The following is a 21,787-nucleotide window of genomic DNA, read 5'->3' on the forward strand; positions in this document are numbered from 1 at the left end:
ATGGCCGAAACCGAAAACAAGGCGGCGGAACTGAACATCCCGGTCGCCGACCCGAACGACCCGTACAAGATTCCGGCGGCCATGCCGTCGAGCGCCGACCGCGCGCCCCGCTCCTTCGAGGTGTCCGCGTTCCCGGTGCCCGCGCGCGACCAGGAGGACTGGCGATACACGCCGATCGACCGCATCGGCGAGTTCTTCGACGTGTTCAAGCCTTCCGGCGAGACCGAGATCGAAGTGTCGATGATCGACGGCTCGCCGCTGGCCGAAGGCGTCACGCTCAGCCAGGTCAGGCTCGGCGAGGGGGCGTCCGGCACCGTCTCCAAGCCGAACGACCGCGTGTCCGCCGTCGAATGGAACTCCGGCTCCACGGCGACGATCCTGCGCCTCGACGGCGAGATCGCCCAGCCCGTGCTCGTCAAGGTGCACGGCGCTGGCGAGGACCTCGACGCGTTCCACCTCGTCATCGACGCCGCGGACCGCGCGCACGCCGACGTGGTCGTCGAACACGACGGCGACGCCCGCCTCGCCGAGGGCGTCGAGGTCACGACCGGCAGGGACTCGCACGTCTCCACGACGTTCATCCAGGAGTGGGACCGCACGGCCAAGCACGTCGGCAACCACCGCATCCACGTCGGCGAGGGCGCGTCCCTGCGCCACTCCGTCGTCACGCTCGGCGGCGACGTGGTGCGCATCCGCATGGACCAGGACTTCGGCGGCGAGCAGGGCGAGCTCAACATGCTCGGCATCTACTTCGTCGACCCGGGCGAGCACATCGAACACCGCACGATGGTCGTGCACAACCATCCCGACTGCCGCAGCCGCGTCGTCTACAAGGGCGCGCTCGACGGCAAGGGCGCGCACTCCACGTGGGTGGGCAACGCCCTGATCGAGCCGACCGCCCCCGGCACCGACTCCTACGAGCTCAACCGCAACCTCGTGCTCACGCCGGGCGCCATCGCCGACTCCGAGCCGAACCTCGAGATCGAGAACGGCAACATCATCGGTGCCGGCCACGCCTCCTCGGTGGGCCGCTTCGACGACGAGGAGCTGTTCTACCTCGAATCGCGCGGCATCCCGGAGGCCGAGGCGCGCAAGCTCGTCGTGCGCGGCTTCTTCGGCGAACTCGTCGAGGAGATCGGCATCCCCGCCGTCTCCGACCATCTCATGGACGTCATCGACCGCCGCCTGGCGCGCGGCGAGGACGCGGCCATGGCGCAGGTGCTGGAAGACAAGTAACCCAAGACTTTTCGGACTGTTAGGAGAACCAATGTCCACTCTCGAAATCAAGGACCTCTACGTCCACGTCGAAACCAAGGAAGGCACCAAGCAGATCCTCAAGGGAGCCTCCCTGACCGTCAACTCCGGCGAGACCCACGCCATCATGGGCCCCAACGGCTCCGGCAAGTCCACGCTCGCCTACACGCTGGCCGGTCACCCCAAGTACGTGGTCGACTCCGGCGAGGCGCTGCTCGACGGCCAGGACATCCTCAAGATGACCCCGGACGAGCGCGCCAAGGCGGGTCTGTTCCTCGCCATGCAGTACCCGGTCGAGGTGCCCGGCGTCTCGATGACCAACTTCCTCAGGACCGCGAAGACCGAGGTCGACGGCGAGGCCCCGTCCATCCGCACGTGGACCAAGGAGCTGTCCCAGGCGATGAAGCGCCTCAAGATGGATCCGAAGTTCGCCACGCGCTCCGTCAACGAGGGCTTCTCCGGCGGTGAGAAGAAGCGTGCCGAGGTGCTGCAGCTCGAACTGCTCAAGCCGAAGTTCGCCATCCTCGACGAGACCGACTCCGGTCTCGACGTGGACGCGCTGCGCATCGTGTCCGAGGGCGTGAACCGCGCCAAGGAGGCCAACCAGTTCGGCATCCTCATGGTCACGCACTACACGCGCATCCTCAAGTACATCAAGCCGGACATCGTGCACGTGTTCGCCGACGGCCACTTCGTGAAGACCGGCGGCCCGGAGCTGGCCGACGAGCTCGAGGAGAACGGCTACGACGCGTACCTGCCGGAAGGGGCGGACTCCGAGTCCGCACTCGCCTGACATCCGACGGACGGTTCCATCCGGCTTCTTCACGGTTCCGGCGGAGCCATGGGAGTCGGCGGAACGCATACCGTGACACGCTCCGGGCCGCTCTGGCCGAGTCTTTACGGTCTCGACATGCGTTCCGCCGACTCCCACTCACTTGCATGTGAATGTCACGAAATGGGGGAAATGACAATGGTTGATTTCGCAGCGATCAGGGACGAGTTCCCGATTCTGGACCAGGAGATCCACGGGCATCCGCTCGTGTACCTCGACTCGGCGGCCACCTCGCAGAAGCCGCAATGCGTGATCGACGCGGAGAGCGACTTCTACCGCACGATCAACGCGGGCGTGCACCGCGGCGCCCACGAGCTCGCGGCGCGTTCCACGGTGGCGTTCGAGGAGGCGCGTGCGAAGGTCGCGAAGCTGGTCGGCGCGAGCGCCGAAGAGGGCAACGAGGAGATCGTCGTCACCGGCGGCGCGACGGCGGGCCTGAACCTGTTGGCCACCGCGTTCGGCAACGCGTCGCTCGGCCGTGGGGGAGCGGCTGCCAAGCGCTTCGCGTTGAAGCCGGGCGACGAGATCGTCGTCTCGAAGGCGGAGCACCATTCGGTGCTGCTGCCGTTCCAGGAGCTCGCCTACCGCACCGGCGCCACGTTCAAGTGGATCGACCTGACCGAGGACGGCCGCGTGCGCACCGACGATCTCGACGAGGTCATCACCGAACGCACGAAGGTCGTGGCCGTCATGCACGTGGGCAACACGACCGGCGCGATCACCGACATCGCCCCGATCGTCGCCCGCGCGCACGCCGTGGGCGCCGTGTTCATCCTCGACGCCTGCCAGTCGGTGCCGCATCTCAAGGTCGATTTCCACGCGCTGGACGTCGACTTCGCCGCATGGAGCGCGCACAAGATGTACGGCCCTACCGGCGTCGGCTTCCTGTACGGCAGGCGCGAGCTGCTCGAGGCGCTACCGCCGGCCAACTTCGGCGGATCGATGGTCGAGCTCGCATGGATGGACCAGCCGGCCCAGTACATGGAGCCGCCGGCCCGCTTCGAGGCCGGCACGCAGCCGGTCGCGCAGGTCGTGGCCGCCGGCGTCGCAGCCGAATGGATGATGAACGTCGGACTCGAGAACATCGAGGCGCATGAGCGCACGATCGCCGCCGAACTGCTCAAGCTCGGCGACATCGACGGCATCCGCATCCTGGGCCCCCGCGAGAACGTGGACCGTATCGGCACCGTCGCGTTCGACGTCAGGGGCGTGCACCCGCACGACGTCGGCCAGTACATCGACGCGCAGGGCATCGCCATCCGCGTCGGCCACCATTGCGCCCAGCCCGTGCACCGCCACTTCGGCCTGTACGCCTCCAACCGCGCCTCGTCCGGCGTGTACAACACCGTCGAGGACGCGCAGGCGCTCGTCGAGGCGGCGAAGGGCATCAGGAAGTTCTTCGGCGCCTGACGGCGTCCGGAGGCGTCCGACGAGTCCGGCGGCACCCGACCGTCCACGTCTGTCCGAGGGGACGATACGATAAGGAAGTTATGAACGATTACGGCATGAGCGGCGACGACCTCGAGCAGATGTACCAGGAGGTCATCCTCGAGGCCGCGAAAAACCCGCATGGCAAGGAGCATTTCGCGGCGGACCTCACCAAGGAGGGAACCGGCGCCCAGTCGTCCGGCGACACGGTGGTGCGCGCCAGCCACGAATACTGCACGCCAGGCGAATCCCACCAGTTCAACCCGACCTGCGGCGACGAGGCGACCGTGCACGTGGAGGTCTCCGACAAGGAGCCGCACACCATCGAACGCGTCGTGTGGGACGGCCAGGGTTGCTCCATCTCCCAGGCCAGCCTGTCCGTCATGGTCGATCTGGTCGACGGCAAGACCGTGGATGAGGCCATGGAGCTCGAGCACACGTTCCACAAGCTCATGGAATCGCGCGGCAAGGGTCTCGGCGACGACGAGCTCGAGGAGTCGCTCGGCGACGGCATCGTCTTCCAGGGCGTGTCCAAGTACCCGATGCGCATCAAATGCGCGCTCCTCGCCTGGGAGGGGCTCAAGGACTCCGTCGCCAAGGCGCTGGCCGCCAAGCAGTGACCGACGCCCGATTCCCGTATGCGCGTCGCCCAGGGCGAAAAGCCGTGGGCGACGCGTACAGTGGATACGACCCGACGATTTTGGAGTGAACTATGAGCGATAATCTCGTGCCCGAACCCCAGCCCAGCGTGTTCGACGCGGTGAACGGCGTGCTGCAGGACGAGGAGGCGTCCCGTCGCGTGATGGCCAACCCGGCCCTCGCGAAGGGATTCCCGAACGGCCGTCCCGCCGAACCGGCCTCCGACGACGACATGTGCGCATGCGGACGCCACAAGAAGAGCGAATGCGGTCACGGCGACGATGCGGAATCGGATGACAGCCACATCCCGCTGAAGTTCGTCGACGACATCGGCCGCGCCACCGCGGAGGACGTGCGCGAGGCGCTGCACCAGGTCATCGACCCGGAGCTCGGCATCGACGTCATCGACCTGGGACTCGTCTACGGTATCGAGATCGACGATCTCGGCCGCGCGATCATCACGATGACGCTCACCACGCCCGCCTGCCCGCTGACCGACCTCATCGAGGACGAATGCGCGAGCACGCTCGCCGGCCTCGTCGAGGAGTTCCGCATCGACTGGACGTGGCAGCCGCGCTGGACGATGGACAAGATCACGCCGGAGGGACGCGAGCAGCTCGCCGCCCTCGGCTTCAACTTCGACAATCTGCCGAAGTACTGATCCGATGCCGATCCAATCGGAAACGGCTGAGGATACGGGAAGGCCCCGAACCGGATGAACGGTTCGGGGCCTTTTTCGCGTCCTCGGGAATCCGTCAGTCGTCGACGACGGTGCCCTTCGGCACGACGGTGATGCCCTCGGGCGTGACGGTGAAGCCACGGGCGAGATCATGCTCGGTGTCGATGCCGACCGTCGAGTTCTCGGTGAGCACGACGTTCTTGTCGAGGATGGCCTTGTACACGCGCGCGCGACGGTTCACGACGACGCCGTCGAACAGCACGGAGTCCACGACCTGCGCCCACGAGTGGATGCGCACGTTCGGCGACAGCACGGAATGGTGCACCTCGCCGCCGGAGACGATCACGCCGGGGGAGACGATCGAATCGGTCGCGTGGCCGAGGCGGTCGCGGCCGGCGTGCACGAACTTGGCCGGCGGCAGGGTGCCGGAGTTCGTGTAGATCGGCCAGGCCTGGTTGTACAGGTTGAACTCGGGCACGTAGGCAATCAGGTCCATGTGCGCGTCGTAGAACTGCTTGATCGTACCCACGTCGCGCCAGTAGGCGTGGTCGGTGGGCGTCGAGCCCGGAATCTCGTTCGAGTTGAAGTCGTACACGCCGGCCTCGCCGCGGGATGCGAAGTACGGGGCGATGTCGCCGCCCATGTCATGCTTCGTGTTCTCGTTCTTCTCGTCCTTGGCGAGCGCGTCGAACAGGGCGTCCGTGTTGGCCACGTAGTTGCCCATGGAGGCGAGGAACGAATTCGGGTCGTCCGGAAGGCCCGCGCAGGTGTCCGGCTTCTCCAGGAAGCTCTTGATCTGGTTCGGGTGGTTCGGATCGACGTCGATCACGCCGAACTGGTTGGACTGCTCGATCGGCTGGCGGATGCCGGCCACGGTGAACTCCGCGCCGGATTCGATGTGCTGCTCGACCATCTGGCCGAAGTCCATGCGGTAGACGTGGTCGGCGCCGACGATCACGACGATGTCCGGCTGGACGTCCTCGATGATGTTGATGGTCTGGTAGATGGCGTCCGCGGAGCCGAGGTACCAGTGCTTGCCGAGACGCTGCTGCGCGGGGACCGGGGAGACGTAGTTGCCGAGCAGCGAGGAGAAGCGCCACATCTGGGAGATGTGACGGTCAAGGGAGTGGGACTTGTACTGGGTGAGCACGACGATGTGGCGGTAGTCGGAGTTCACCAGGTTGGACAGCGGGAAGTCGATGAGGCGGAACACGCCGCCGAACGGAACGGCCGGCTTCGCGCGGTCGCGAGTCAACGGCATCAGTCGGGTGCCCTCGCCGCCCGCCAACACTATCGACAGAATCTTCTGCTTGTTTTTGGCCATTGTCGTGTTGCTCCTCTCAACAACCAACAGCGCCTTTCGGCGCCGCGCTCGGGTTTGGTCCGGGCTTCCTCGCTCCGAACTCACAATGACAATGATTGCACAAAAACCGCGACACGCCCGAATCGTGTCCAGCGCGTCGCGTCAGCGCATGCGCGTGGCGTAGAAGGCGACCGCGCTGGAGGCGGCCACGTTGAGCGAGTCGACGTCGTGGCTCATCGGGATCTTCACCGTCAGGTCGGCGCGGGCGATGGTGTGGCGCGACAATCCGTCGCCTTCGGTGCCGAAGATGAGCGCGAGACGGTCGATGCGGTCGGGGTCGCCGTCGTCGGCGTGGAGACGTCGCGTGAGCTCGTCCAGGCTGATCGAATCGTCCTCCAGCGCCATCGCGACGGTGGTGAAGCCGAGCGACTTCAGCTCGTCGATGCCCTGGAACGGCCAGTAGCGCTTGTCCTCGCCGCCGATGCGCGTCCACGGGATCTGGAAGACGGTGCCCATCGACACGCGCGCCGCGCGACGGTACAGGGGATCGCCGCAGGAGGGGGTGACGAGCACGGCGTCCACGTCGAGCGCGGCCGCGGAGCGCATCAGCGCGCCGACGTTCGTATGGTCGACGATGTTCTCCATCACGGCCACGCGGCGCGCGCCGCGGCAGACGTCGGCGACGGACGGCAGCGGCCAGCGGCGCATCGCCGCGAGCGCGCCCCGGTGCAGGCGGTAGCCGGTGAGCCGCCTCAGCTGTTCGGGGGAGGCGACGTAGACGGGGACGTCCGCGCCCCAACGCGCGTCGATGGCGTCGAACGTGGCGGCCATGCCCTCGATCCACGGCTCCTCGACGAGCAGGGAGATGGGTTCGCGGCCCGCCGCCAGCGCCCGGTCGATCACCTTCGGGGATTCGGCGATGAACAGGCCCTTGGCCGGTTCGAGACGATTGCGCAGCTGGATCTCCGTCAGGTTGACGTAGGCGGACACACGTTCGTCGTCGATGGATTCCAGATGGACGAAGCGCATGGCGGTGCCTCCTGTGGTGAGTGTGATGGGCCGTATCGCGGGGACACGGGGACGATATGCATGCAGATACGAGAAAACCCCTTGTTTCCAAGGGGTTTTCGACGGTGCCCGAGACGGGACTTGAACCCGTACGCCCGTTAAAAAATAGGCACTAGCACCTCAAGCTAGCGCGTCTACCATTCCGCCACCCGGGCAGGTGCGTTGTCGCTGTGAAGCAACGAGTGATTACAATACACGGTTTCCGGGCTTGCGCAATCGTCGGCGTGTCGCAATGATGCTGATAGCCTTGTGGTCATGACGAAAGCCCTGTTCCTCTTGGATTCCGACCATGACGACGTCCCCGTGAACTCGGATGAGCTCAACGCCGGGTGGAAGCTCACGCTGCCCGCGCAGGTCAGACGGCACGCGGTGCAGTCGATGCGCCTCAAGGCCGGCGACGAGCTCCAGCTGTCCGACGGCCGGGGGCTGCGCGTCACCGCGGTGCTCGACGATCCGGACGACGGCGTCGCCGAGGTGCGCGAATTCGTGCGCGAACCCGCGCCCGTGACCCGCCTCGCGCTCGTGCAGGCCCTCGCGAAGAACGGGCATGACGAGCAGGCCATCGACATGGCCACGCAGATCGGCGTCGACGAGGTGATCCCCTGGCAGGCGGACCGTTCCATCGCCAAATGGAAGGCCGGCCGCACCGACCGCAAGTGGAGGACCACGCTGGACGCGGCCACCGAGCAGTCCCGTCGCGCGTGGCGGCCCGGATTGGGGGAGTGCGTCTCCTCGAAGCAGATCGTCGCCATGTGCCTGCGCGCCAACGTGCACGGCGACCTGGTCATCGTGCTCCACCAGGACGCCACCGACACATGGGCGTCGGTGGAGGGGCTCGTGTCCGGACTCATGGACCGCTGCCTGAAGGACGCCAAGGCCCGCACCGTCTACGTGGTGGTCGGCCCCGAAGGCGGCATCAGCGAGGATGAGGTCGCCGCGTTCACCGAGGCCGGCGCGCACAGCGTCGTGCTCGGCTCGAACATCCTCAGGGCGTCCGCCGCCGGCCCCGTGGCGCTGTCCCTGCTCAGCCGCGCCCTGGGACGGTTCGCGTAGGGCGGACGTCCGTCGGGCGTATGGAAGGCGGGTGACGGGACGCGCTAAGCTGGGTGCGGAAACCATGGCCGTGCGTCCCGACACCGCGCGGCCCGCATGAAGGAGCAACCATGAGCGCATCGGACGACTGCCTGTTCTGCAAGATCATCGCCGGGGATATCCCCAGCGCCAAGGTCTACGAGGACGACACCACATACGCCTTCAAGGACATCAACCCCAAGGCCAAGGTCCACGTGCTGGTCGTGCCGAAGAAGCATTACGCGAACGTCGCCGAACTCGCCGCTGCCGATCCCGCCGAACTCGCGCACATCGTCGAAGTCGCCCAGAACATCGCCGACGACGCCTTCCATGGCGCGTTCCGCCTCGTGTTCAACACCGGGCTCGACGCCGGCCAGACCGTCTTCCACGTGCACGCGCACGTGATGACGGGCGAGAAGCTCGACGAGTAGCGGAACCGGCCCGCGCCGGCGGACCGCCGGACGCGCGGGCCATCCACCCTTCAGGAACGGTCCATATTCCAGAAAGGAATCCGTGGCGACCACAACACGCACCATCACCATCCCCACCCAGCTCGACCCGGTGGCCGTGCTCGGCCCCGTGGACCAGGTGATCCGCGAGATAGAGAAGGCGTTCCCCGAACTGACGATCATCGTGCGCGGCAACCGCGTGGCCATCGTCTCGCGATCCAAGCAGACCGAGACCGATGCGTCGAAGGCCGAGGAACTCATCAACACGATCATCGAAGCCGCCCACACGGCGCCCATGGACGCCGACACCGTGCGGCGCATGATCGACCAGGACGTGCTCGACAACCGCACGCGCGCCACGCACCCCGGCCACGGCCGCGAGATTGAGACGCTGCAGCGCGTCGAAGCCGCGTCGACGAAGAACCGCCGCGACGGGGGCGGACGGCGCAGGCCCGCGGTGCCCGGCGTCATCACCTACGCGAACGGCAACCCGGTACGCGCCAAGACCCCCGGACAGGCCGCCTACGTGGCCGCCATCGAATCGCACACCATCACGTTCGGCATCGGCCCGGCCGGCACCGGCAAGACCTACCTCGCCGTCGCCAAGGCGGTGCGGGCCTTCCAGGACCGTCAGGTGCGCCGCATCATCCTCACGCGCCCGGCCGTCGAGGCGGGGGAGAGCCTCGGCTTCCTGCCCGGCACCCTCAACGACAAGGTCGACCCGTACCTGCGCCCCCTGTACGACGCGCTCGGCGACATGCTCGGCGCCGACCAGCTCAGACGGCTCATGGACGACAACACCATCGAGGTGGCGCCGCTCGCCTACATGCGCGGACGCACCCTCAACGACGCCTACGTCATCCTCGACGAGGCGCAGAACACCACCGAACAGCAGATGAAGATGTTCCTCACCCGCCTCGGCTTCAACACGAAGATGGTCATCACCGGCGACATCACGCAGGTCGACCTCACCGTGCCGCGTTCGGGTCTCGCCACCATCGAACGCATCCTCGGCGGCATCAAGGACATCGCGTTCGTGCACCTGAAAGCCGAGGACGTGGTACGCCACCGCCTCGTCGGCCAGATCGTCGAAGCCTACAACCGCCACGAGGGACTGGACGGCGACCACCGGCGCATCTCGCGGGCGAAAGGCTCGAAAGACACGAAGGCCATGACCGCCGAAGCCGCGGACGGCGCGACGGACGAACGAAAGGACACCGACACCGATGAGCGTTGACGTCTCCAACGAGACCGTATGGACCATCGACCCGAAACTCTTCTCCGACCTCGGCGTATGGGTCCTCGACCAGATGCGCGTGAGCACCCAGTCCGACCTGACGATCCTGTTCGTCGACCCGGAACCCATCGCCGAGATGCACGAGCACTGGATGAACCTCGAAGGACCCACCGACGTGATGAGCTTCCCGATGGACGAGCTGCGCCCCGGCGACGGCAAGACCGTGATGGAAGGCGTGCTCGGCGACATCGTCATTTGCCCATGGGTCGCCGCCCAGCAGGCCGCCGCCGCCGGACACGGCGTGCTCCAGGAGATGATGCTCCTGACCATCCACGGCATCCTCCACCTGCTCGGCTACGACCACGTGAACCCGCAGCAGGAACGCCAGATGTTCGGCCTGCAACGCCAGCTGCTGCTCACGTTCATCGCCGTGCGCCACGACCTCGGCGCTCCCGTCGCGCTGCCCGCCGGCAGCGAGGACGCGCTCGCCGCCTACGACGCGCAGCACGGTTCCGGCCGCCAGATCACCCACTGACCGCCGACCGCCGACACAAAAGGAAACACGACACCGATGGAGTATTCCCAACAGACCCTGATCGCGGTCACCGCCGCGCTCGTCATCGTCGCCGCGCTGATGGTGTGGCTGTCCCTGTCCCTCGCCGCCGCCGAAGGCGCGGTCGGCAGGGTCACGCGCGCCAGCCTCAACAACCTCGTGCTGGAGGCGCAGACCGACGGCGAGCTCACCCAGTTCAGCCGCATGAAGCGCGTCGACCGCATCCACCGCGTGCAGCGGCTCATCGCCGACCGGTACGTGACCGCCGGCGCGTGCGCGTTCTTCCGCATCGCCAGCAACGTGCTCGTCGGCGTGCTCGTCGCCATCGTCGCCGGGCTGTGGGACGCCCGCGTGTGGCTCGCGCTCGTCATCGGGGCCGTCGTCGCCATCGTCGTCGCCGTGGTCAGCGTGTTCGTCCGTCCGCGCGAGACCGGCGCGATCAAGCCAGCCGACATCATGATCGAACACTCCCGTCTCGTCGCCGCGGCCGTCCGCCTCACGCCGTTCCTGCGCCTCGGCGCGGCGCGCGAGGGGCGTCGCCGCGCGCAGGAGCTGTCCGACGACGAGGAACTGGAGAAGATCCAGCAGGAGCAGGGGCGCGCCACCATCGACCGTCTCGTCGAATCGAACGACTTCGACCCCGAGGTCTCCGAGATGCTGCGCAACGTGCTCACCCTGTCCGACACGCTGACCCGTGAGATCATGGTGCCGCGCACCGACATGATCTGCATCGAGAGGGACGCGACGCTCGAGGCGATGCTCAAGCTGTGTTCGCGTTCCGGCTTCTCCCGCGTGCCTGTCATCGGCGACGACGTGGACGACCTCATCGGCGTCGCCTACCTCAAGGACGCCGTGCGCGCCACCGCGTTCAACCAGGCGGCGCTCGGCCGTGCGGTCGAATCCATCGTGCGCGACCCGATGCTCGTGCCCGAATCCAAGCCGGTCGACGACCTGTTCCACCAGATGCAGCGCTCCCGGCAGCACGTCGCCGTCGTCGTCGACGAATACGGCGGCATCGCCGGACTCGTCACCATCGAGGACGCCATCGAGCAGATCGTCGGCGAACTCGAGGACGAGCACGACCGCACGCAGCGCGAGGAGCCGGAGCGGATCGGCGACCGCAAATGGCGGATGCCGGCGCGTACGCCCATCGCCGATCTGGAGGAGATCTTCGAGATCGACATCGACGAGGACGACGTCGACACCGTCTACGGGCTGCTCACCAAACTGCTCGGCCGCGTACCGATCGTCGGCGCCTCCGCCGTGACCCGCGGCCTGAAGCTCACCGCCGTCGATTCCGCCGGCCGACGCAAGAAGGTGTCCACCATCGTGGTGGAGCCCGCCCACGTCGAGGGGCGCGAGGAAGATGGCAACGCCGGAGACGGCGAGCGGCAGGCCGGGGCGTCCGAGGACGACGCCGACGGCGGGGCCGCGGACACGAAGACCCAAGCCAAGGAGTGACATGACCGAAACCGCCGTATCGACGAACGAGAACACGACCGCGGACGACGGCGCGGACCGCCGCGAGGCGCAGCCGTACCGTTCCGGATTCGTGGCGGTCGTGGGCAGGCCGAACGTCGGCAAATCCACGCTCATCAACGCGCTCATCGGCAAGCGCATCGCCATCACGTCGTCCCGTCCGGAGACCACGCGCAAGGCGATCCGCGGCATCCTCACCACCGAGAACGCGCAGCTCGTGCTCGTCGACACGCCCGGCATCCACCGTCCGCGCACGCTGCTCGGCCAGCGGCTCAACGACATCGTCGACGAAAGCCTGTCCGACGTGGACGAGGTGGCGTTCCTGCTGCCCGCCGACCAGGAGATCGGCCCCGGCGACAAGCGCATCCTGTCCCGTCTGCGCTCCGACTTCGCCGTGAAGCGCGACGACGGCACGTTCGCATGGAAGGTGCCGCTGATCGCCGTCGTCACCAAGATCGACGAACTCTCGCGCGAACAGCTCGTCGCCAAGCTCATCGAGATTGACGGGTTCGCCGACTTCGCGGACATCGTACCGGTGAGCGCCCTCGGACACGACAACGTCGACGAGGTGCGCAAGGTGCTCATCGAGCACACGCCGGAAGGCCCGCAGATGTACCCGGAGGAGCAGATCAGCGAGGAACGCCCCGAGGACACCATCGCCGAGCTCATCCGCGGCGCGTTCCTCGAACAGCTGGACGACGAGCTGCCGCATTCGCTGGCGGTCGTCGTCGACTCCATCGACTATCCGGAGGACAACGAGACCGGCGAGGCCTACGACGGCAAGGCGGACGTGCGTGTGTCCATCTACGTGGAGCGCGACTCGCAGAAGCCGATCATCATCGGCAAGGGCGCGAGGAACCTGACCGCCGTGAAGAAGAAGCTGCGCACCCCCGTCAACCGCATCGTCGGCCAGAAGGCGCGCCTCGACCTGCACGTCAAGGTCGCCAAGAGCTGGCAGTCCGATCCCAAGCAATTGGAGCGTCTCGGCTTCTAGCCGTTCTATCGCGCGATGAAGGCCCGCTTCCCATCAGGGGGAGCGGGCCTTCATCGTATCCGGATGTTGGTGCGGGGAACGTCGGGAACGTCACAGGCCGGCGTCGGCCATGGTGATGTAGCCGGGGTCGATGAGCGTGGCCTTGAGGTTCGAGGCGCTGACGGCCAGCGGCTCCTCCTCCACGACGTTCGTCTTCTTCAACGCGCCGGGGACCTTCTTCCTCGACACGTAGGCGAGCTTGCCGAGCGATTCGCCCCGGTTGAGCCTCACCGTGACCTCGGCCGTGTCGGCCGCCAGGGCGACGCGGTTCTCCAATCCGGTCATCCACTGCTTGCCGTTCACCACCTGGGGAAGGGTGTCCACGTAGCCGCCGAAGCCGGTGACGATCGGCCAGCGTCGGTTCACTTCGCTGGTCCCGGCCTGCGTGGGAGTGTCGGAGCCGTCCGCTTCGTCGCCTTGGCCGCCGTCCGTATCGTCTTCGGGGGCCTTCGCCGGATCGGGCACGCCGCCGCGCTGCAGGTCCTTGCGGCCGGCGATGTTGCCGACGATGCCTGAGATGGTGATCTGCGGGTTGACGTCCGCCGCCGAACCGGTGTATCCGAGCGCGTCGAGTTCGTCGGTCACCGCGGAGGCGACGTAGTCGTTCATCGCGATGACGCCGTCGATGCGCGTGAACGAGGTGCCGTCGGCGGTCTTCTTCGTCGGCAGACGCTTGTCGACCTCCGCCGTGATGTGCTTCTCATCGGTGGCGTCGACGGTCACGTCGTCCCAATCGGAATCCGATGTGTCCTTGGTGAGCAGGCCGGAGGGCGAATACGCCTTGCCCTGCGTGAAATACGGTTGCAGCACCTGCCACATGCCGGCGAACGCCTCGCGCGCGAACGCGTCGTCATCGACGGCGTCGGTCGCCTCGTCGCCGTCCTTCGCGTTCGCGGAGTAGGGGATGAACACCTCGACGGCCTTCGGATTGTCCTTGCTGGCCTTGGCCAGGTCGAGCTTCGTGACGAGCTTCTGCGCCTGCATGCGGCCGATCTGCTCGGCCGTGGAGAACCGCACGAACGCGTCCGGAGTGATGTCATCCACCCCGTTGGCGAGCAGCACGACGTGCATGCCGGAATCCTGCGCGAGTTGGAGCGCGGAGGCGAGACGGGAGTATGCGTCGTCCTGCGTTTGGTCGTCCGTGGACGTATCCGTGGCGGTATCCGTCTTGTCCGTCGTATCCGTGTCCGCCGAATCGGACCGCGACGCGTCGGAGGAGGACTCGGACTGCGGCTGCGTGACGTAGTCGCCGTACTGGCGTGTCGAGGAATCCACGTCGACGGCGGGGGCGACGATCAGCGTCGTGCGCTTCGCCTCCGCCTTGCCGGACTTGGACGCGTCCGCGGCGGTCATATGGTCCACGACCCAATCCTGCACGTCACGGCTCTGCGTGTCGAGGTCGGAGGAGGTCTTCGTCTCGATCGACTTCTTCGCCATGCCGGCGTCGACGAGTTTGGCGGTGATCTCGGGCGTCAGCTTCGCCCACTTGTTGAGCGGCGTGCGCTGGGAGATGGTGATGCCGTCCGACGGCGTGAAGATGACGGCGCTGCCGGCGGACGTCTTCGACGTGGTCGCGGTGCCGCCGGAGGATGTGGCGCCATTCGTCGGACCGTCCTGCGCGGCGCCGCACGCCGCGCAGGACGCGAGCATGGCGAATCCCGCCGCCATGGCGATCAGTCGTGCCGCGGGATTGCTGCTGCGAAGTGCCATGGGACGGGATTCCTTTCGATCGGCGGGCTGTGCACTGCCGTCGATTGTAGTAGCATCCCCGCGGATACGCCGCTGGGGGAGCCGCGCGTGCCGCCGTCAGTCGGCGAGCGCCCTGGCGAGGTTCTCGTCGAGCGCGTCCATGAAGCCCTCGGTGTCGAGCCACGGCTCGTCGGGGCCGATGAGCATGGCGAGGTCCTTGGTCATCTGGCCGCCTTCGACGGTGGAGACGATGACCTTCTCGAGCGTCTCGGCGAAGTGGCGGACCTCGGGGGTGCCGTCGAGGTCGGCGCGGTGCTTGAGGCCGCCGGTCCAGGCGAAGATCGAGGCGATCGGGTTCGTGGAGGTCTTCTCGCCCTTGAGCCAGCGGCGGTAGTGGCGGGTGACGGTGCCGTGGGCGGCCTCGGCCTCGACGGTCTGCCCGTCGGGGGTCATGAGCACGGAGGTCATGAGGCCGAGGGAGCCGAAGCCCTGGGCGACGGAGTCGGACTGCACGTCGCCGTCGTAGTTCTTGCAGGCCCAGATGTAGCCGCCGTGCCACTTGAGGGAGCTGGCGACCATGTCGTCGATGAGGCGGTGCTCGTAGGTGAGGCCCTCCGCCTCGAAGCGTTCCTTGTATTCGGTCTCGTAGATCTCGGCGAAGATGTCCTTGAACTGGCCGTCGTACGCCTTGAGGATCGTGTTCTTCGTGGACAGGTACACGGGGTAGTGGCGCATGAGGCCGTAGTTGAAGCAGGCGCGCGCGAAGCCGCGGATCGAATCGTTGACGTTGTACTGCACCTGGGCGACGCCGCCGTCGGGGCCGTAGTCGTAGACCACGTGCTGGATCGGCTCGGAGCCGTCCTCCGGCGTGAAGGTCACGGTGAGGCGTCCGGCGCCCGGCACCTTGAAGTCGGTGGCCTTGTACTGGTCGCCGAAGGCGTGGCGGGCGACGACGATCGGCTTGGTCCAGCCGGGCACGAGGCGCGGCACGTTGCTCATCACGATCGGCTCGCGGAAGATGGTGCCGCCGAGGATGTTGCGGATCGTGCCGTTGGGGGACTTCCACATCTTCTTCAGGCCGAATTCCTTGACGCGCGCCTCGTCGGGGGTGATCGTCGCGCATTTGACGCCCACGTGCTCGCGCTGGATGGCGTGCGCCGCGTCGATGGTGACCTGGTCGTCGGTGGCGTCGCGGTTCTCGATGCCCAGATCGTAGTAGTCGAGATCCACGTCGAGGTACGGCAGGATGAGACGGTTCTTGATGTCCTTCCAGATGACGCGCGTCATCTCGTCGCCGTCGAGCTCGACGACCTTGCCTTCGACCTTGATTCTGGCCATGCTTCCTCCTGACAGTTCGGTTGAGACATTGCCATTCCTAGCGCAGGAATGTAACGCCGCATGCGGGCGTTCGATTATGTGAGATGGCGGGCGGTATGCCGCGCGCCGCCGTCCCGCGCGCGCATTAGTCTCGGAGGCATGTCTCAGGAAATTGAAATCGGTTTGGGCAAGAAGGGCCGCATGGCCTACTCGCTGGACGACGTCTCGATCGTCCCCTCCCGCAGGACGCGCGACCCGCAGGACGTCTCCACGTCCTGGCAGGTCGACGCCTACGAGTTCGACGTGCCGGTCATCGGCGCCCCGATGGACTCGGTGACGAGCCCGGCCACCGCGATCGCGATGGGCAAGCTCGGCGCGCTCGGCGTGCTCGACCTCGAGGGTCTGTGGACCCGCTACGACGATCCGGAACCGTATCTGAAGGAGATCGCGGACCTGCCGGCCGAGAGCGCGACCCGCCGCATCCAGGAGATCTACGCGGAGCCGATCAAGCCGGAGCTCATCACGAAGCGTCTGCACGAGATCCGCGACGCCGGCGTCACCGTGGCCGGCGCGCTCTCCCCGCAGCGCACCCAGCAGTTCTACTCGACCGTGGTCGAGGCGGGCGTCGACCTGTTCGTGATCCGCGGCACCGCCGTGTCCGCCGAGCACGTGTCGCAGGACCACGAGCCGCTCAACCTCAAGCAGTTCATCTACGATCTGGACGTCCCGGTCATCGTCGGCGGCGCCGCCAACTACACGGCGGCCCTGCACCTGATGCGCACGGGCGCGGCCGGCGTGCTCGTCGGCTTCGGCGGCGGCGCCGTGTCCGCCACGCGCCAGACGATCGGCGTCGAGGCACCGATGGCGACCGCCATCGCCGACGTGGCCGAGGCCCGTCGCGACTACATGGACGAGTCGGGCGGCCGCTACGTGCAGCTCATCGCCGACGGCGGCATGGGCGACTCCGGCAGCTTCGTCAAGGCGCTCGCCCTCGGCGCCGACGCGGTCATGCTCGGCGCGCCGCTCGCCCGCGCCACCGAGGCGCCGGGCCGCGGCAAGCACTGGGGCGCCGAGGCTCGCCACCAGACGCTGCCGCGCGGCTTCCGCACCGACGTCGGCACGGTCGCGCCGCTCGAGCAGATCCTGTTCGGGCCGAGCCACACGGCCGACGGCACCACGAACTTCGTCGGCGCGCTGCGCCGCGCGATGGCGTCCACCGGATACGTGGACGTGAAGAACTTCCAGCGTTGCGGCGTGGTCGTCACGCCGTACGCCGGCCGCCGCTGAGACGGCGGCGCACGGGCGCGGCGAGGGAGCTCCCCGCCGCGTCCGTGCGCGCTTGTCCACCGTGTCGTCCACGGTGATGCACCAAGGTCCCGCGCCTGTTGACGCGGGACCTTTCGCATGATGTGATGGCCCCACGTCCGGCCCGCCGCCGGTCCGGACGCGAGACATCGGACGAAGGAGCCCATCATGCAGCCGCAGCAGTACGTCATCTTCCCGTCAGCCGGATTCTCGTATGGCCGTACGCCTCCCGTCTACGAGGGCGTCGTCCACGTCGAACTGTCGCCGGAACCCGTCCCGTACCGCGTCGTCGCGGTCGTCGACGACGCGATGAGCGACGAGCAGATGCACGCGATGGCCGTGTCCGGCTGCCGGGTCGCATGCCTGGCGGCCGACGTGATGCGGGGCAGCCTGTCCCCGTCGATACTGCGACGCGCCGTCGAACCGTCATGCGTGGGCAAGCTGGAGACGATGGCGTACATGATGGACGGCAGGATGCGCGCCGACGACGCGTACCGGGCGCGCATGCGCTACCTGCCGGTGGTGCCTCTCTCGCTCAGCGGCATGCTGGTGAGCGCCACCGCGCTCGAATTCGCCGTGCACCTGTCCGTCGGAGGGGAGTCCTACTGGTCGAACCTCAGATTCGAGGTCCGCGGGTCGCGGTGGATGTGCACCGTCGCCGACATCGGATAGCGACGGTCCCGGATCCTCGCGCGGACGTGCGGCCGCGCCGGCACGGCTGATACCGGACCGGGTATAGTCTGGTGTCCATGTTGCGTGAGTATATTTCCGACCCCGAGTATGTGACCAACGACGGCGACACGATCTTCTCGCTGCTCGCCGCCCGCGCCGAGAGCGCTCCCGATGACGAGATCGCCGAATACCAGGACGACGACCGGCGCTGGCATTCGGTGAAGGCCTCCGAGATGCTGGAACGCGTGCGCGCCGTGGCGAAGGGGCTGCTCGGGCTGGGCGTGCGTCCCGGCACCATGGTCGCCATCTACTCGGCCACCTGCTACGAGTGGGGCGTGACGGACTTCGCCTGCGCGGCCATCGGCGCGGTCAGCGTGCCGATCTACGAGACCGACTCGGAACGCCAGGCCGCCTCGATCATCGAGGACACCGCGCCGCTGATCGCCTTCGCCGGCGACCAGGCGCATGCACAGACCCTCGAACAGGTGCGCGACGAGGTCAAGAGCCTCGAATACGTGTTCAACTTCAAGGCGAAGGGACTCGACGCGGTCGCCGACTTCGGCGCGAACGTCCCCGACGAGGAGCTCGACGAGGCCATCGCACGCGTGAAGGCCGACGACATGACGACCATCGTCTACACGTCCGGCTCCACCGGCAAGCCGAAGGGCGCGATGCTGTCCAACCGCAACTTCACGCACATCGTGAAGAACGGCTACATCATCCTCGAGGACATGCTCTACAACCCGAACCGCCTGCTGCTGTTCCTTCCGCTGGCGCACTGCTTCGCCCGCTACATCCAGTACGTGGCCATCGGCGGCCACGGCGTCGTCGGCTACATCCCCGGGGCCAAACACCTGCTCGCCGACCTGCGCTCGTTCAAGCCCACCTACCTGCTCGGCGTGCCCCGAGTGTTCGAGAAGGTGTACAACGCCGCCTCGCAGAAGGCCGGCAACGGCATCGCCGGACGCGTGTTCGCCGCCGCCTACCGACACTTCGTCCAGTGGTCGAAGGACACGCAGGCGGGCAAGGCCCATTCGCCGATCGCCCGCATCCAGCACTCGTTCTACATGGGCACGGTGGGCAAGTCGGTGCGTTCCGCCCTCGGCCCCAACCTCGCGTGGCTGGCGTGCGGCGGCGCCCCGCTCAACCCGGACCTCGCGCACTTCTTCAACGGCATGGACGGCATCACGTTCATCCAAGGCTACGGCATGACCGAGACCGCGGCCCCGATGCTCGTCAACTGGCAGGATGCCAACAAGGTCGGTTCCGTCGGCAAGCCCGGCCCCGGCATGGGCGTCAAGCAGGGCGAGGGCGACGAGCTGCTGCTCACCGGCCCGAACGTGTTCCTCGGCTACTACAAGCAGCCCGAGCTCACCGCCGAGACGAAGACCGCCGACGGGTGGATCCGCACCGGCGACCTCGGCACGATCGACGACGACGGCTTCGTGTACATCACGGGACGCAAGAAGGACATCATCATCACCGCCGGCGGCAAGAACGTGAGCCCGGCTCCCATGGAGGAGACCATCGCCACCTGTCCGATCGTCGACCATGCGGTCGTCGTCGGCGACGGCAAGCCGTTCATCTCCGCGCTCATCGAGCTCGACCCGGAGATGACCCGCTCCTGGCTCGCCTCCCAGGGCCTCGACCAAGACGCGCCGATGGCCGAGATCGCGGCGAACGATGCGGTGCGCGCGTTCATCCAGCAGTACGTCGACAAGGCCAACGCGAACGTCTCGCGCGCCGAATCGGTGCGCAAGTTCGCCATCCTCGACGAGGAGTTCAGCCAGGAGGCGGGCACGCTGACGCCGAGCATGAAGGTCGTGCGTCCGAAGGTGCTCAAGCGCTACGAGGACGTGATCGAGCACGAGATCTACACGCCCCGCAACCCCGGCAAGCCGCTGCCCGCCACCGTGCGCATCCTCGACAAGACCACCGAATCGGTCAAGCGCACCGCGGAGACCGTCAAGCAGGCGTCCGAGACCGTCAACACGAAGACGCTGCGCTCCGCCTACGAGCAGGCCAGGGAGAACGTGTCTGATTCGCTTGCTACCGTGTCCGAGAAGATCAAGCGCCAGCCTGACGGCGCGGACGGGAACGACGACGCCGCTTCCCCCGCCGACCAGGCCGACGGCCGCAACGCCACCGACACCACCGACAACGAGGAGAACTAGCCTTGGCAATCCGTGAGATCCGCATCGTCCCCGACCCCGTGCTGCGCACCCCCTGCGACGAAATCCGCGAGATCACGCCCGCCGTGCGCCGACTGGTCGACGATCTGCTCGAGACCGTCGACGATCCGGGGCGCGCGGGCCTGTCCGCCAACCAGATCGGCGTGAGTCTCAGGGCCTTCTCCTACAACATCGACGGCAAGATCGGCTACATCCTCAACCCGGTGCTCGAGGAGACGCGCGGCGAACAGTACGGCGACGAGGGCTGCCTGTCCGTGCCCGGACTGTGGTACAAGACGCGTCGCGCCGATTACGCCCGCGTGCGCGGCATCGACCTCGACGGCAAGGAGATCGTGCTGGAGGGGACCGGGCTCATGGGACGCATGCTCCAGCACGAGACCGACCATCTCGACGGCCACGTCTACCTCGACCGTCTGGAGAAGGAGGAGCGCCGCGCGGCGTTGAGGTACATGCGCGAACACCAGAAGTGAGCCGTGTCCCGCGGGAACGCGGGACGGACGGACATGGAAAAGGCGGCCCGCCGGCGACGATGCGTCGGCGGGCCGCCTTTTCCATGAGGTGTGTTATCTTTGTGCACCGTGCGCCAACCGGCGAGGAGCGGAGTCGCAGCCGTTCCGGACCACCCAATATCGTCAACCGGCGCGCGACGAATTCGCGTCATGTCCGCGACGGCCTGTGTCGGTCGGCCCGAACCCGTGGAGACACGGTCTGGGCTGCACGCAGGTGCGCATGACCAGGCAATAACCGACAAGAAAGGTAGCATCACCATGGCTCAGATCACGATGAGCGAAATGCTGAAGGCAGGTCTGCACTTCGGCCACCAGACCCGTCGTTGGAACCCGAAGATGAAGCAGTTCATCCTCACCCAGCGCAACGGCATCCACATCATCAACCTGTTCAAGTCGCTCGAGATGATCGACAAGGCGTACGACTTCATCAAGACCACCGTCGCCCACAACGGCACCGTGCTCTTCGTCGGCACCAAGAAGCAGGCCCAGGAGGCCATCTCCACCCAGGCCACCCGCGTGAACATGCCGTACGTCTCCGAGCGCTGGCTCGGCGGCATGCTGACCAACTTCCAGACCGTCTCCAAGCGCGTCAACCGCCTCAAGGAGCTCGAGGAGATGGACTTCTCCGACGTGCACGGCTCCGGCCTGACCAAGAAGGAGCTGCTGCTCCTCGAGCGCGAGAAGGACAAGCTGGAGAAGCAGCTCGGCGGCATCCGCAACATGGGCCGCACCCCGTCCGCGATGTTCGTCGTCGACATCAACAAGGAGGCGCTGGCCGTCGAGGAGGCCCACAAGCTGGGCATCCCGGTCGTCGCCATCGTCGACACCAACACCGACCCGGAGTCCGTCGACTACCCGATCCCGGCCAACGACGACGCCATCCGCGGCATCGAGCTGCTGACCAGCCTCATGGCCGACGCCGTCGCCGACGGCCTGCTGGAGCGTTCCGGCAAGGCCGCCAAGGAGGAGGGCGCCTCCGAGCAGCCGATGGCCGCTTGGGAGAAGGAGCTCCTGGAGAACCAGGACGCCACCGCCGCCCCGGCCGCCGAAGGCGAAGCCAAGGCCGAGTGAATCCCCG

Annotated in this window: 20 protein-coding genes and 1 tRNA gene; 16 read left to right on the forward strand and 5 right to left on the reverse strand. The window is 67.1% G+C overall.

The window, feature by feature from the left end; translation table 11 throughout:
• From sufD to AC1AYX_RS00190, 5 genes are all read left to right on the forward strand, one after another.
• Entirely contained in the window at positions 1-1,236 is a 1,236-nt protein-coding gene (sufD, locus tag AC1AYX_RS00170; RefSeq protein ID WP_476501605.1) for a Fe-S cluster assembly protein SufD, read from the forward strand.
• Between the two features lie 31 nt (positions 1,237-1,267).
• Complete coding sequence (gene sufC, locus AC1AYX_RS00175; protein WP_476501606.1) at positions 1,268-2,047, forward strand: Fe-S cluster assembly ATPase SufC; 780 nt, start codon at positions 1,268-1,270, stop codon at positions 2,045-2,047.
• Between the two features lie 177 nt (positions 2,048-2,224).
• Positions 2,225-3,496, forward strand: a complete 1,272-nt coding sequence (locus AC1AYX_RS00180; protein WP_476501607.1) for a cysteine desulfurase — start codon at positions 2,225-2,227, stop codon at positions 3,494-3,496.
• A gap of 80 nt (positions 3,497-3,576) precedes the next feature.
• Positions 3,577-4,134 carry a Fe-S cluster assembly sulfur transfer protein SufU gene (sufU, locus tag AC1AYX_RS00185; protein ID WP_476501608.1) on the forward strand — a complete coding sequence of 186 codons (558 nt, stop codon included), beginning with the start codon at positions 3,577-3,579 and terminating at the stop codon, positions 4,132-4,134.
• Between the two features lie 92 nt (positions 4,135-4,226).
• Positions 4,227-4,814, forward strand: coding sequence for a metal-sulfur cluster assembly factor (locus tag AC1AYX_RS00190; protein WP_476501609.1), 588 nt, complete (start codon positions 4,227-4,229; stop codon positions 4,812-4,814).
• Positions 4,815-4,908: 94 nt separating this feature from the next.
• Here AC1AYX_RS00190 and glgC read toward each other — a convergent pair whose 3' ends face one another.
• From glgC to AC1AYX_RS00205, 3 genes are all read right to left on the reverse strand, one after another.
• On the reverse strand, positions 4,909-6,156 hold the full coding sequence (glgC, locus tag AC1AYX_RS00195) for a glucose-1-phosphate adenylyltransferase (RefSeq protein WP_476501610.1): 1,248 nt from the start codon (positions 6,154-6,156) through the stop codon (positions 4,909-4,911).
• Positions 6,157-6,297: 141 nt separating this feature from the next.
• A complete protein-coding gene (locus tag AC1AYX_RS00200) occupies positions 6,298-7,164 on the reverse strand; it encodes a TrmH family RNA methyltransferase (RefSeq protein ID WP_476501611.1) in 867 nt (288 codons plus the stop codon).
• A 105-nt stretch (positions 7,165-7,269) separates the two neighbouring features.
• Positions 7,270-7,358: transfer RNA gene (locus AC1AYX_RS00205), tRNA-Leu, on the reverse strand.
• Positions 7,359-7,458: 100 nt separating this feature from the next.
• Between AC1AYX_RS00205 and AC1AYX_RS00210 the strand changes: the two genes are divergently transcribed.
• From AC1AYX_RS00210 to era, 6 genes are all read left to right on the forward strand, one after another.
• Complete coding sequence (locus tag AC1AYX_RS00210) at positions 7,459-8,256, forward strand: 16S rRNA (uracil(1498)-N(3))-methyltransferase (protein ID WP_476502013.1); 798 nt, start codon at positions 7,459-7,461, stop codon at positions 8,254-8,256.
• A 110-nt stretch (positions 8,257-8,366) separates the two neighbouring features.
• Positions 8,367-8,705, forward strand: a complete 339-nt coding sequence (locus AC1AYX_RS00215; protein ID WP_476501612.1) for a histidine triad nucleotide-binding protein — start codon at positions 8,367-8,369, stop codon at positions 8,703-8,705.
• Between the two features lie 82 nt (positions 8,706-8,787).
• Positions 8,788-9,960, forward strand: coding sequence for a PhoH family protein (locus tag AC1AYX_RS00220; RefSeq protein ID WP_476501613.1), 1,173 nt, complete (start codon positions 8,788-8,790; stop codon positions 9,958-9,960).
• Entirely contained in the window at positions 9,950-10,495 is a 546-nt protein-coding gene (ybeY, locus tag AC1AYX_RS00225; RefSeq protein ID WP_476501614.1) for an rRNA maturation RNase YbeY, read from the forward strand. The genes AC1AYX_RS00220 and ybeY overlap by 11 nt, the downstream gene beginning before the upstream one ends.
• Positions 10,496-10,531: 36 nt before the next feature.
• On the forward strand, positions 10,532-11,974 hold the full coding sequence (locus tag AC1AYX_RS00230; protein WP_476501615.1) for a hemolysin family protein: 1,443 nt from the start codon (positions 10,532-10,534) through the stop codon (positions 11,972-11,974).
• Between the two features lies 1 nt (position 11,975).
• Positions 11,976-12,986 carry a GTPase Era gene (gene era / locus AC1AYX_RS00235; RefSeq protein WP_476501616.1) on the forward strand — a complete coding sequence of 337 codons (1,011 nt, stop codon included), beginning with the start codon at positions 11,976-11,978 and terminating at the stop codon, positions 12,984-12,986.
• A 90-nt stretch (positions 12,987-13,076) separates the two neighbouring features.
• Here era and AC1AYX_RS00240 read toward each other — a convergent pair whose 3' ends face one another.
• Both AC1AYX_RS00240 and AC1AYX_RS00245 read right to left on the reverse strand, forming a co-directional pair.
• Positions 13,077-14,735, reverse strand: coding sequence for a substrate-binding domain-containing protein (locus tag AC1AYX_RS00240; protein WP_476501617.1), 1,659 nt, complete (start codon positions 14,733-14,735; stop codon positions 13,077-13,079).
• Between the two features lie 96 nt (positions 14,736-14,831).
• Positions 14,832-16,052: an NADP-dependent isocitrate dehydrogenase gene (locus AC1AYX_RS00245; RefSeq protein ID WP_476501618.1), complete on the reverse strand. Its 1,221-nt coding sequence runs from the start codon at positions 16,050-16,052 to the stop codon at positions 14,832-14,834.
• Between the two features lie 138 nt (positions 16,053-16,190).
• Between AC1AYX_RS00245 and AC1AYX_RS00250 the strand changes: the two genes are divergently transcribed.
• The 5 genes from AC1AYX_RS00250 (at position 16,191) to rpsB (ending at position 21,780) form a co-directional block, all read left to right on the forward strand.
• Entirely contained in the window at positions 16,191-17,318 is a 1,128-nt protein-coding gene (locus tag AC1AYX_RS00250) for a GuaB3 family IMP dehydrogenase-related protein (RefSeq protein ID WP_476501619.1), read from the forward strand.
• Between the two features lie 186 nt (positions 17,319-17,504).
• Entirely contained in the window at positions 17,505-18,008 is a 504-nt protein-coding gene (locus AC1AYX_RS00255; protein WP_476501620.1) for an Rv3235 family protein, read from the forward strand.
• A 77-nt stretch (positions 18,009-18,085) separates the two neighbouring features.
• The gene (locus AC1AYX_RS00260) at positions 18,086-20,182 is read left to right on the forward strand and encodes an AMP-dependent synthetase/ligase (protein WP_476501621.1); all 2,097 of its coding nucleotides are present in this window, start codon (positions 18,086-18,088) and stop codon (positions 20,180-20,182) included.
• Positions 20,183-20,184: 2 nt separating this feature from the next.
• Complete coding sequence (gene def / locus AC1AYX_RS00265; RefSeq protein WP_476501622.1) at positions 20,185-20,670, forward strand: peptide deformylase; 486 nt, start codon at positions 20,185-20,187, stop codon at positions 20,668-20,670.
• 297 nt (positions 20,671-20,967) lie between these two features.
• A complete protein-coding gene (rpsB, locus tag AC1AYX_RS00270; protein ID WP_476501623.1) occupies positions 20,968-21,780 on the forward strand; it encodes a 30S ribosomal protein S2 in 813 nt (270 codons plus the stop codon).
• Positions 21,781-21,787: the final 7 nt, after the last annotated feature.

Source organism: Bifidobacterium sp. LH_419, from assembly GCF_056356955.1.

Excerpts from the sequence above, each read along its gene's own strand:
- sufD (WP_476501605.1), top strand. The coding sequence starts at position 1 with ATGGCCGAAACCGAAAACAAGGCGGCGGAACTGAACATCCCGGTCGCC.
- sufC (WP_476501606.1), top strand. The coding sequence starts at position 1,268 with ATGTCCACTCTCGAAATCAAGGACCTCTACGTCCACGTCGAAACCAAG.
- AC1AYX_RS00180 (WP_476501607.1), top strand. The coding sequence starts at position 2,225 with ATGGTTGATTTCGCAGCGATCAGGGACGAGTTCCCGATTCTGGACCAG.
- sufU (WP_476501608.1), top strand. The coding sequence starts at position 3,577 with ATGAACGATTACGGCATGAGCGGCGACGACCTCGAGCAGATGTACCAG.
- AC1AYX_RS00190 (WP_476501609.1), top strand. The coding sequence starts at position 4,227 with ATGAGCGATAATCTCGTGCCCGAACCCCAGCCCAGCGTGTTCGACGCG.
- glgC (WP_476501610.1), bottom strand. The coding sequence starts at position 6,156 with ATGGCCAAAAACAAGCAGAAGATTCTGTCGATAGTGTTGGCGGGCGGC.
- AC1AYX_RS00200 (WP_476501611.1), bottom strand. The coding sequence starts at position 7,164 with ATGCGCTTCGTCCATCTGGAATCCATCGACGACGAACGTGTGTCCGCC.
- AC1AYX_RS00210 (WP_476502013.1), top strand. The coding sequence starts at position 7,459 with ATGACGAAAGCCCTGTTCCTCTTGGATTCCGACCATGACGACGTCCCC.
- AC1AYX_RS00215 (WP_476501612.1), top strand. The coding sequence starts at position 8,367 with ATGAGCGCATCGGACGACTGCCTGTTCTGCAAGATCATCGCCGGGGAT.
- ybeY (WP_476501614.1), top strand. The coding sequence starts at position 9,950 with ATGAGCGTTGACGTCTCCAACGAGACCGTATGGACCATCGACCCGAAA.
- AC1AYX_RS00230 (WP_476501615.1), top strand. The coding sequence starts at position 10,532 with ATGGAGTATTCCCAACAGACCCTGATCGCGGTCACCGCCGCGCTCGTC.
- era (WP_476501616.1), top strand. The coding sequence starts at position 11,976 with ATGACCGAAACCGCCGTATCGACGAACGAGAACACGACCGCGGACGAC.
- AC1AYX_RS00240 (WP_476501617.1), bottom strand. The coding sequence starts at position 14,735 with ATGGCACTTCGCAGCAGCAATCCCGCGGCACGACTGATCGCCATGGCG.
- AC1AYX_RS00245 (WP_476501618.1), bottom strand. The coding sequence starts at position 16,052 with ATGGCCAGAATCAAGGTCGAAGGCAAGGTCGTCGAGCTCGACGGCGAC.
- AC1AYX_RS00250 (WP_476501619.1), top strand. The coding sequence starts at position 16,191 with ATGTCTCAGGAAATTGAAATCGGTTTGGGCAAGAAGGGCCGCATGGCC.
- AC1AYX_RS00255 (WP_476501620.1), top strand. The coding sequence starts at position 17,505 with ATGCAGCCGCAGCAGTACGTCATCTTCCCGTCAGCCGGATTCTCGTAT.
- AC1AYX_RS00260 (WP_476501621.1), top strand. The coding sequence starts at position 18,086 with ATGTTGCGTGAGTATATTTCCGACCCCGAGTATGTGACCAACGACGGC.
- rpsB (WP_476501623.1), top strand. The coding sequence starts at position 20,968 with ATGGCTCAGATCACGATGAGCGAAATGCTGAAGGCAGGTCTGCACTTC.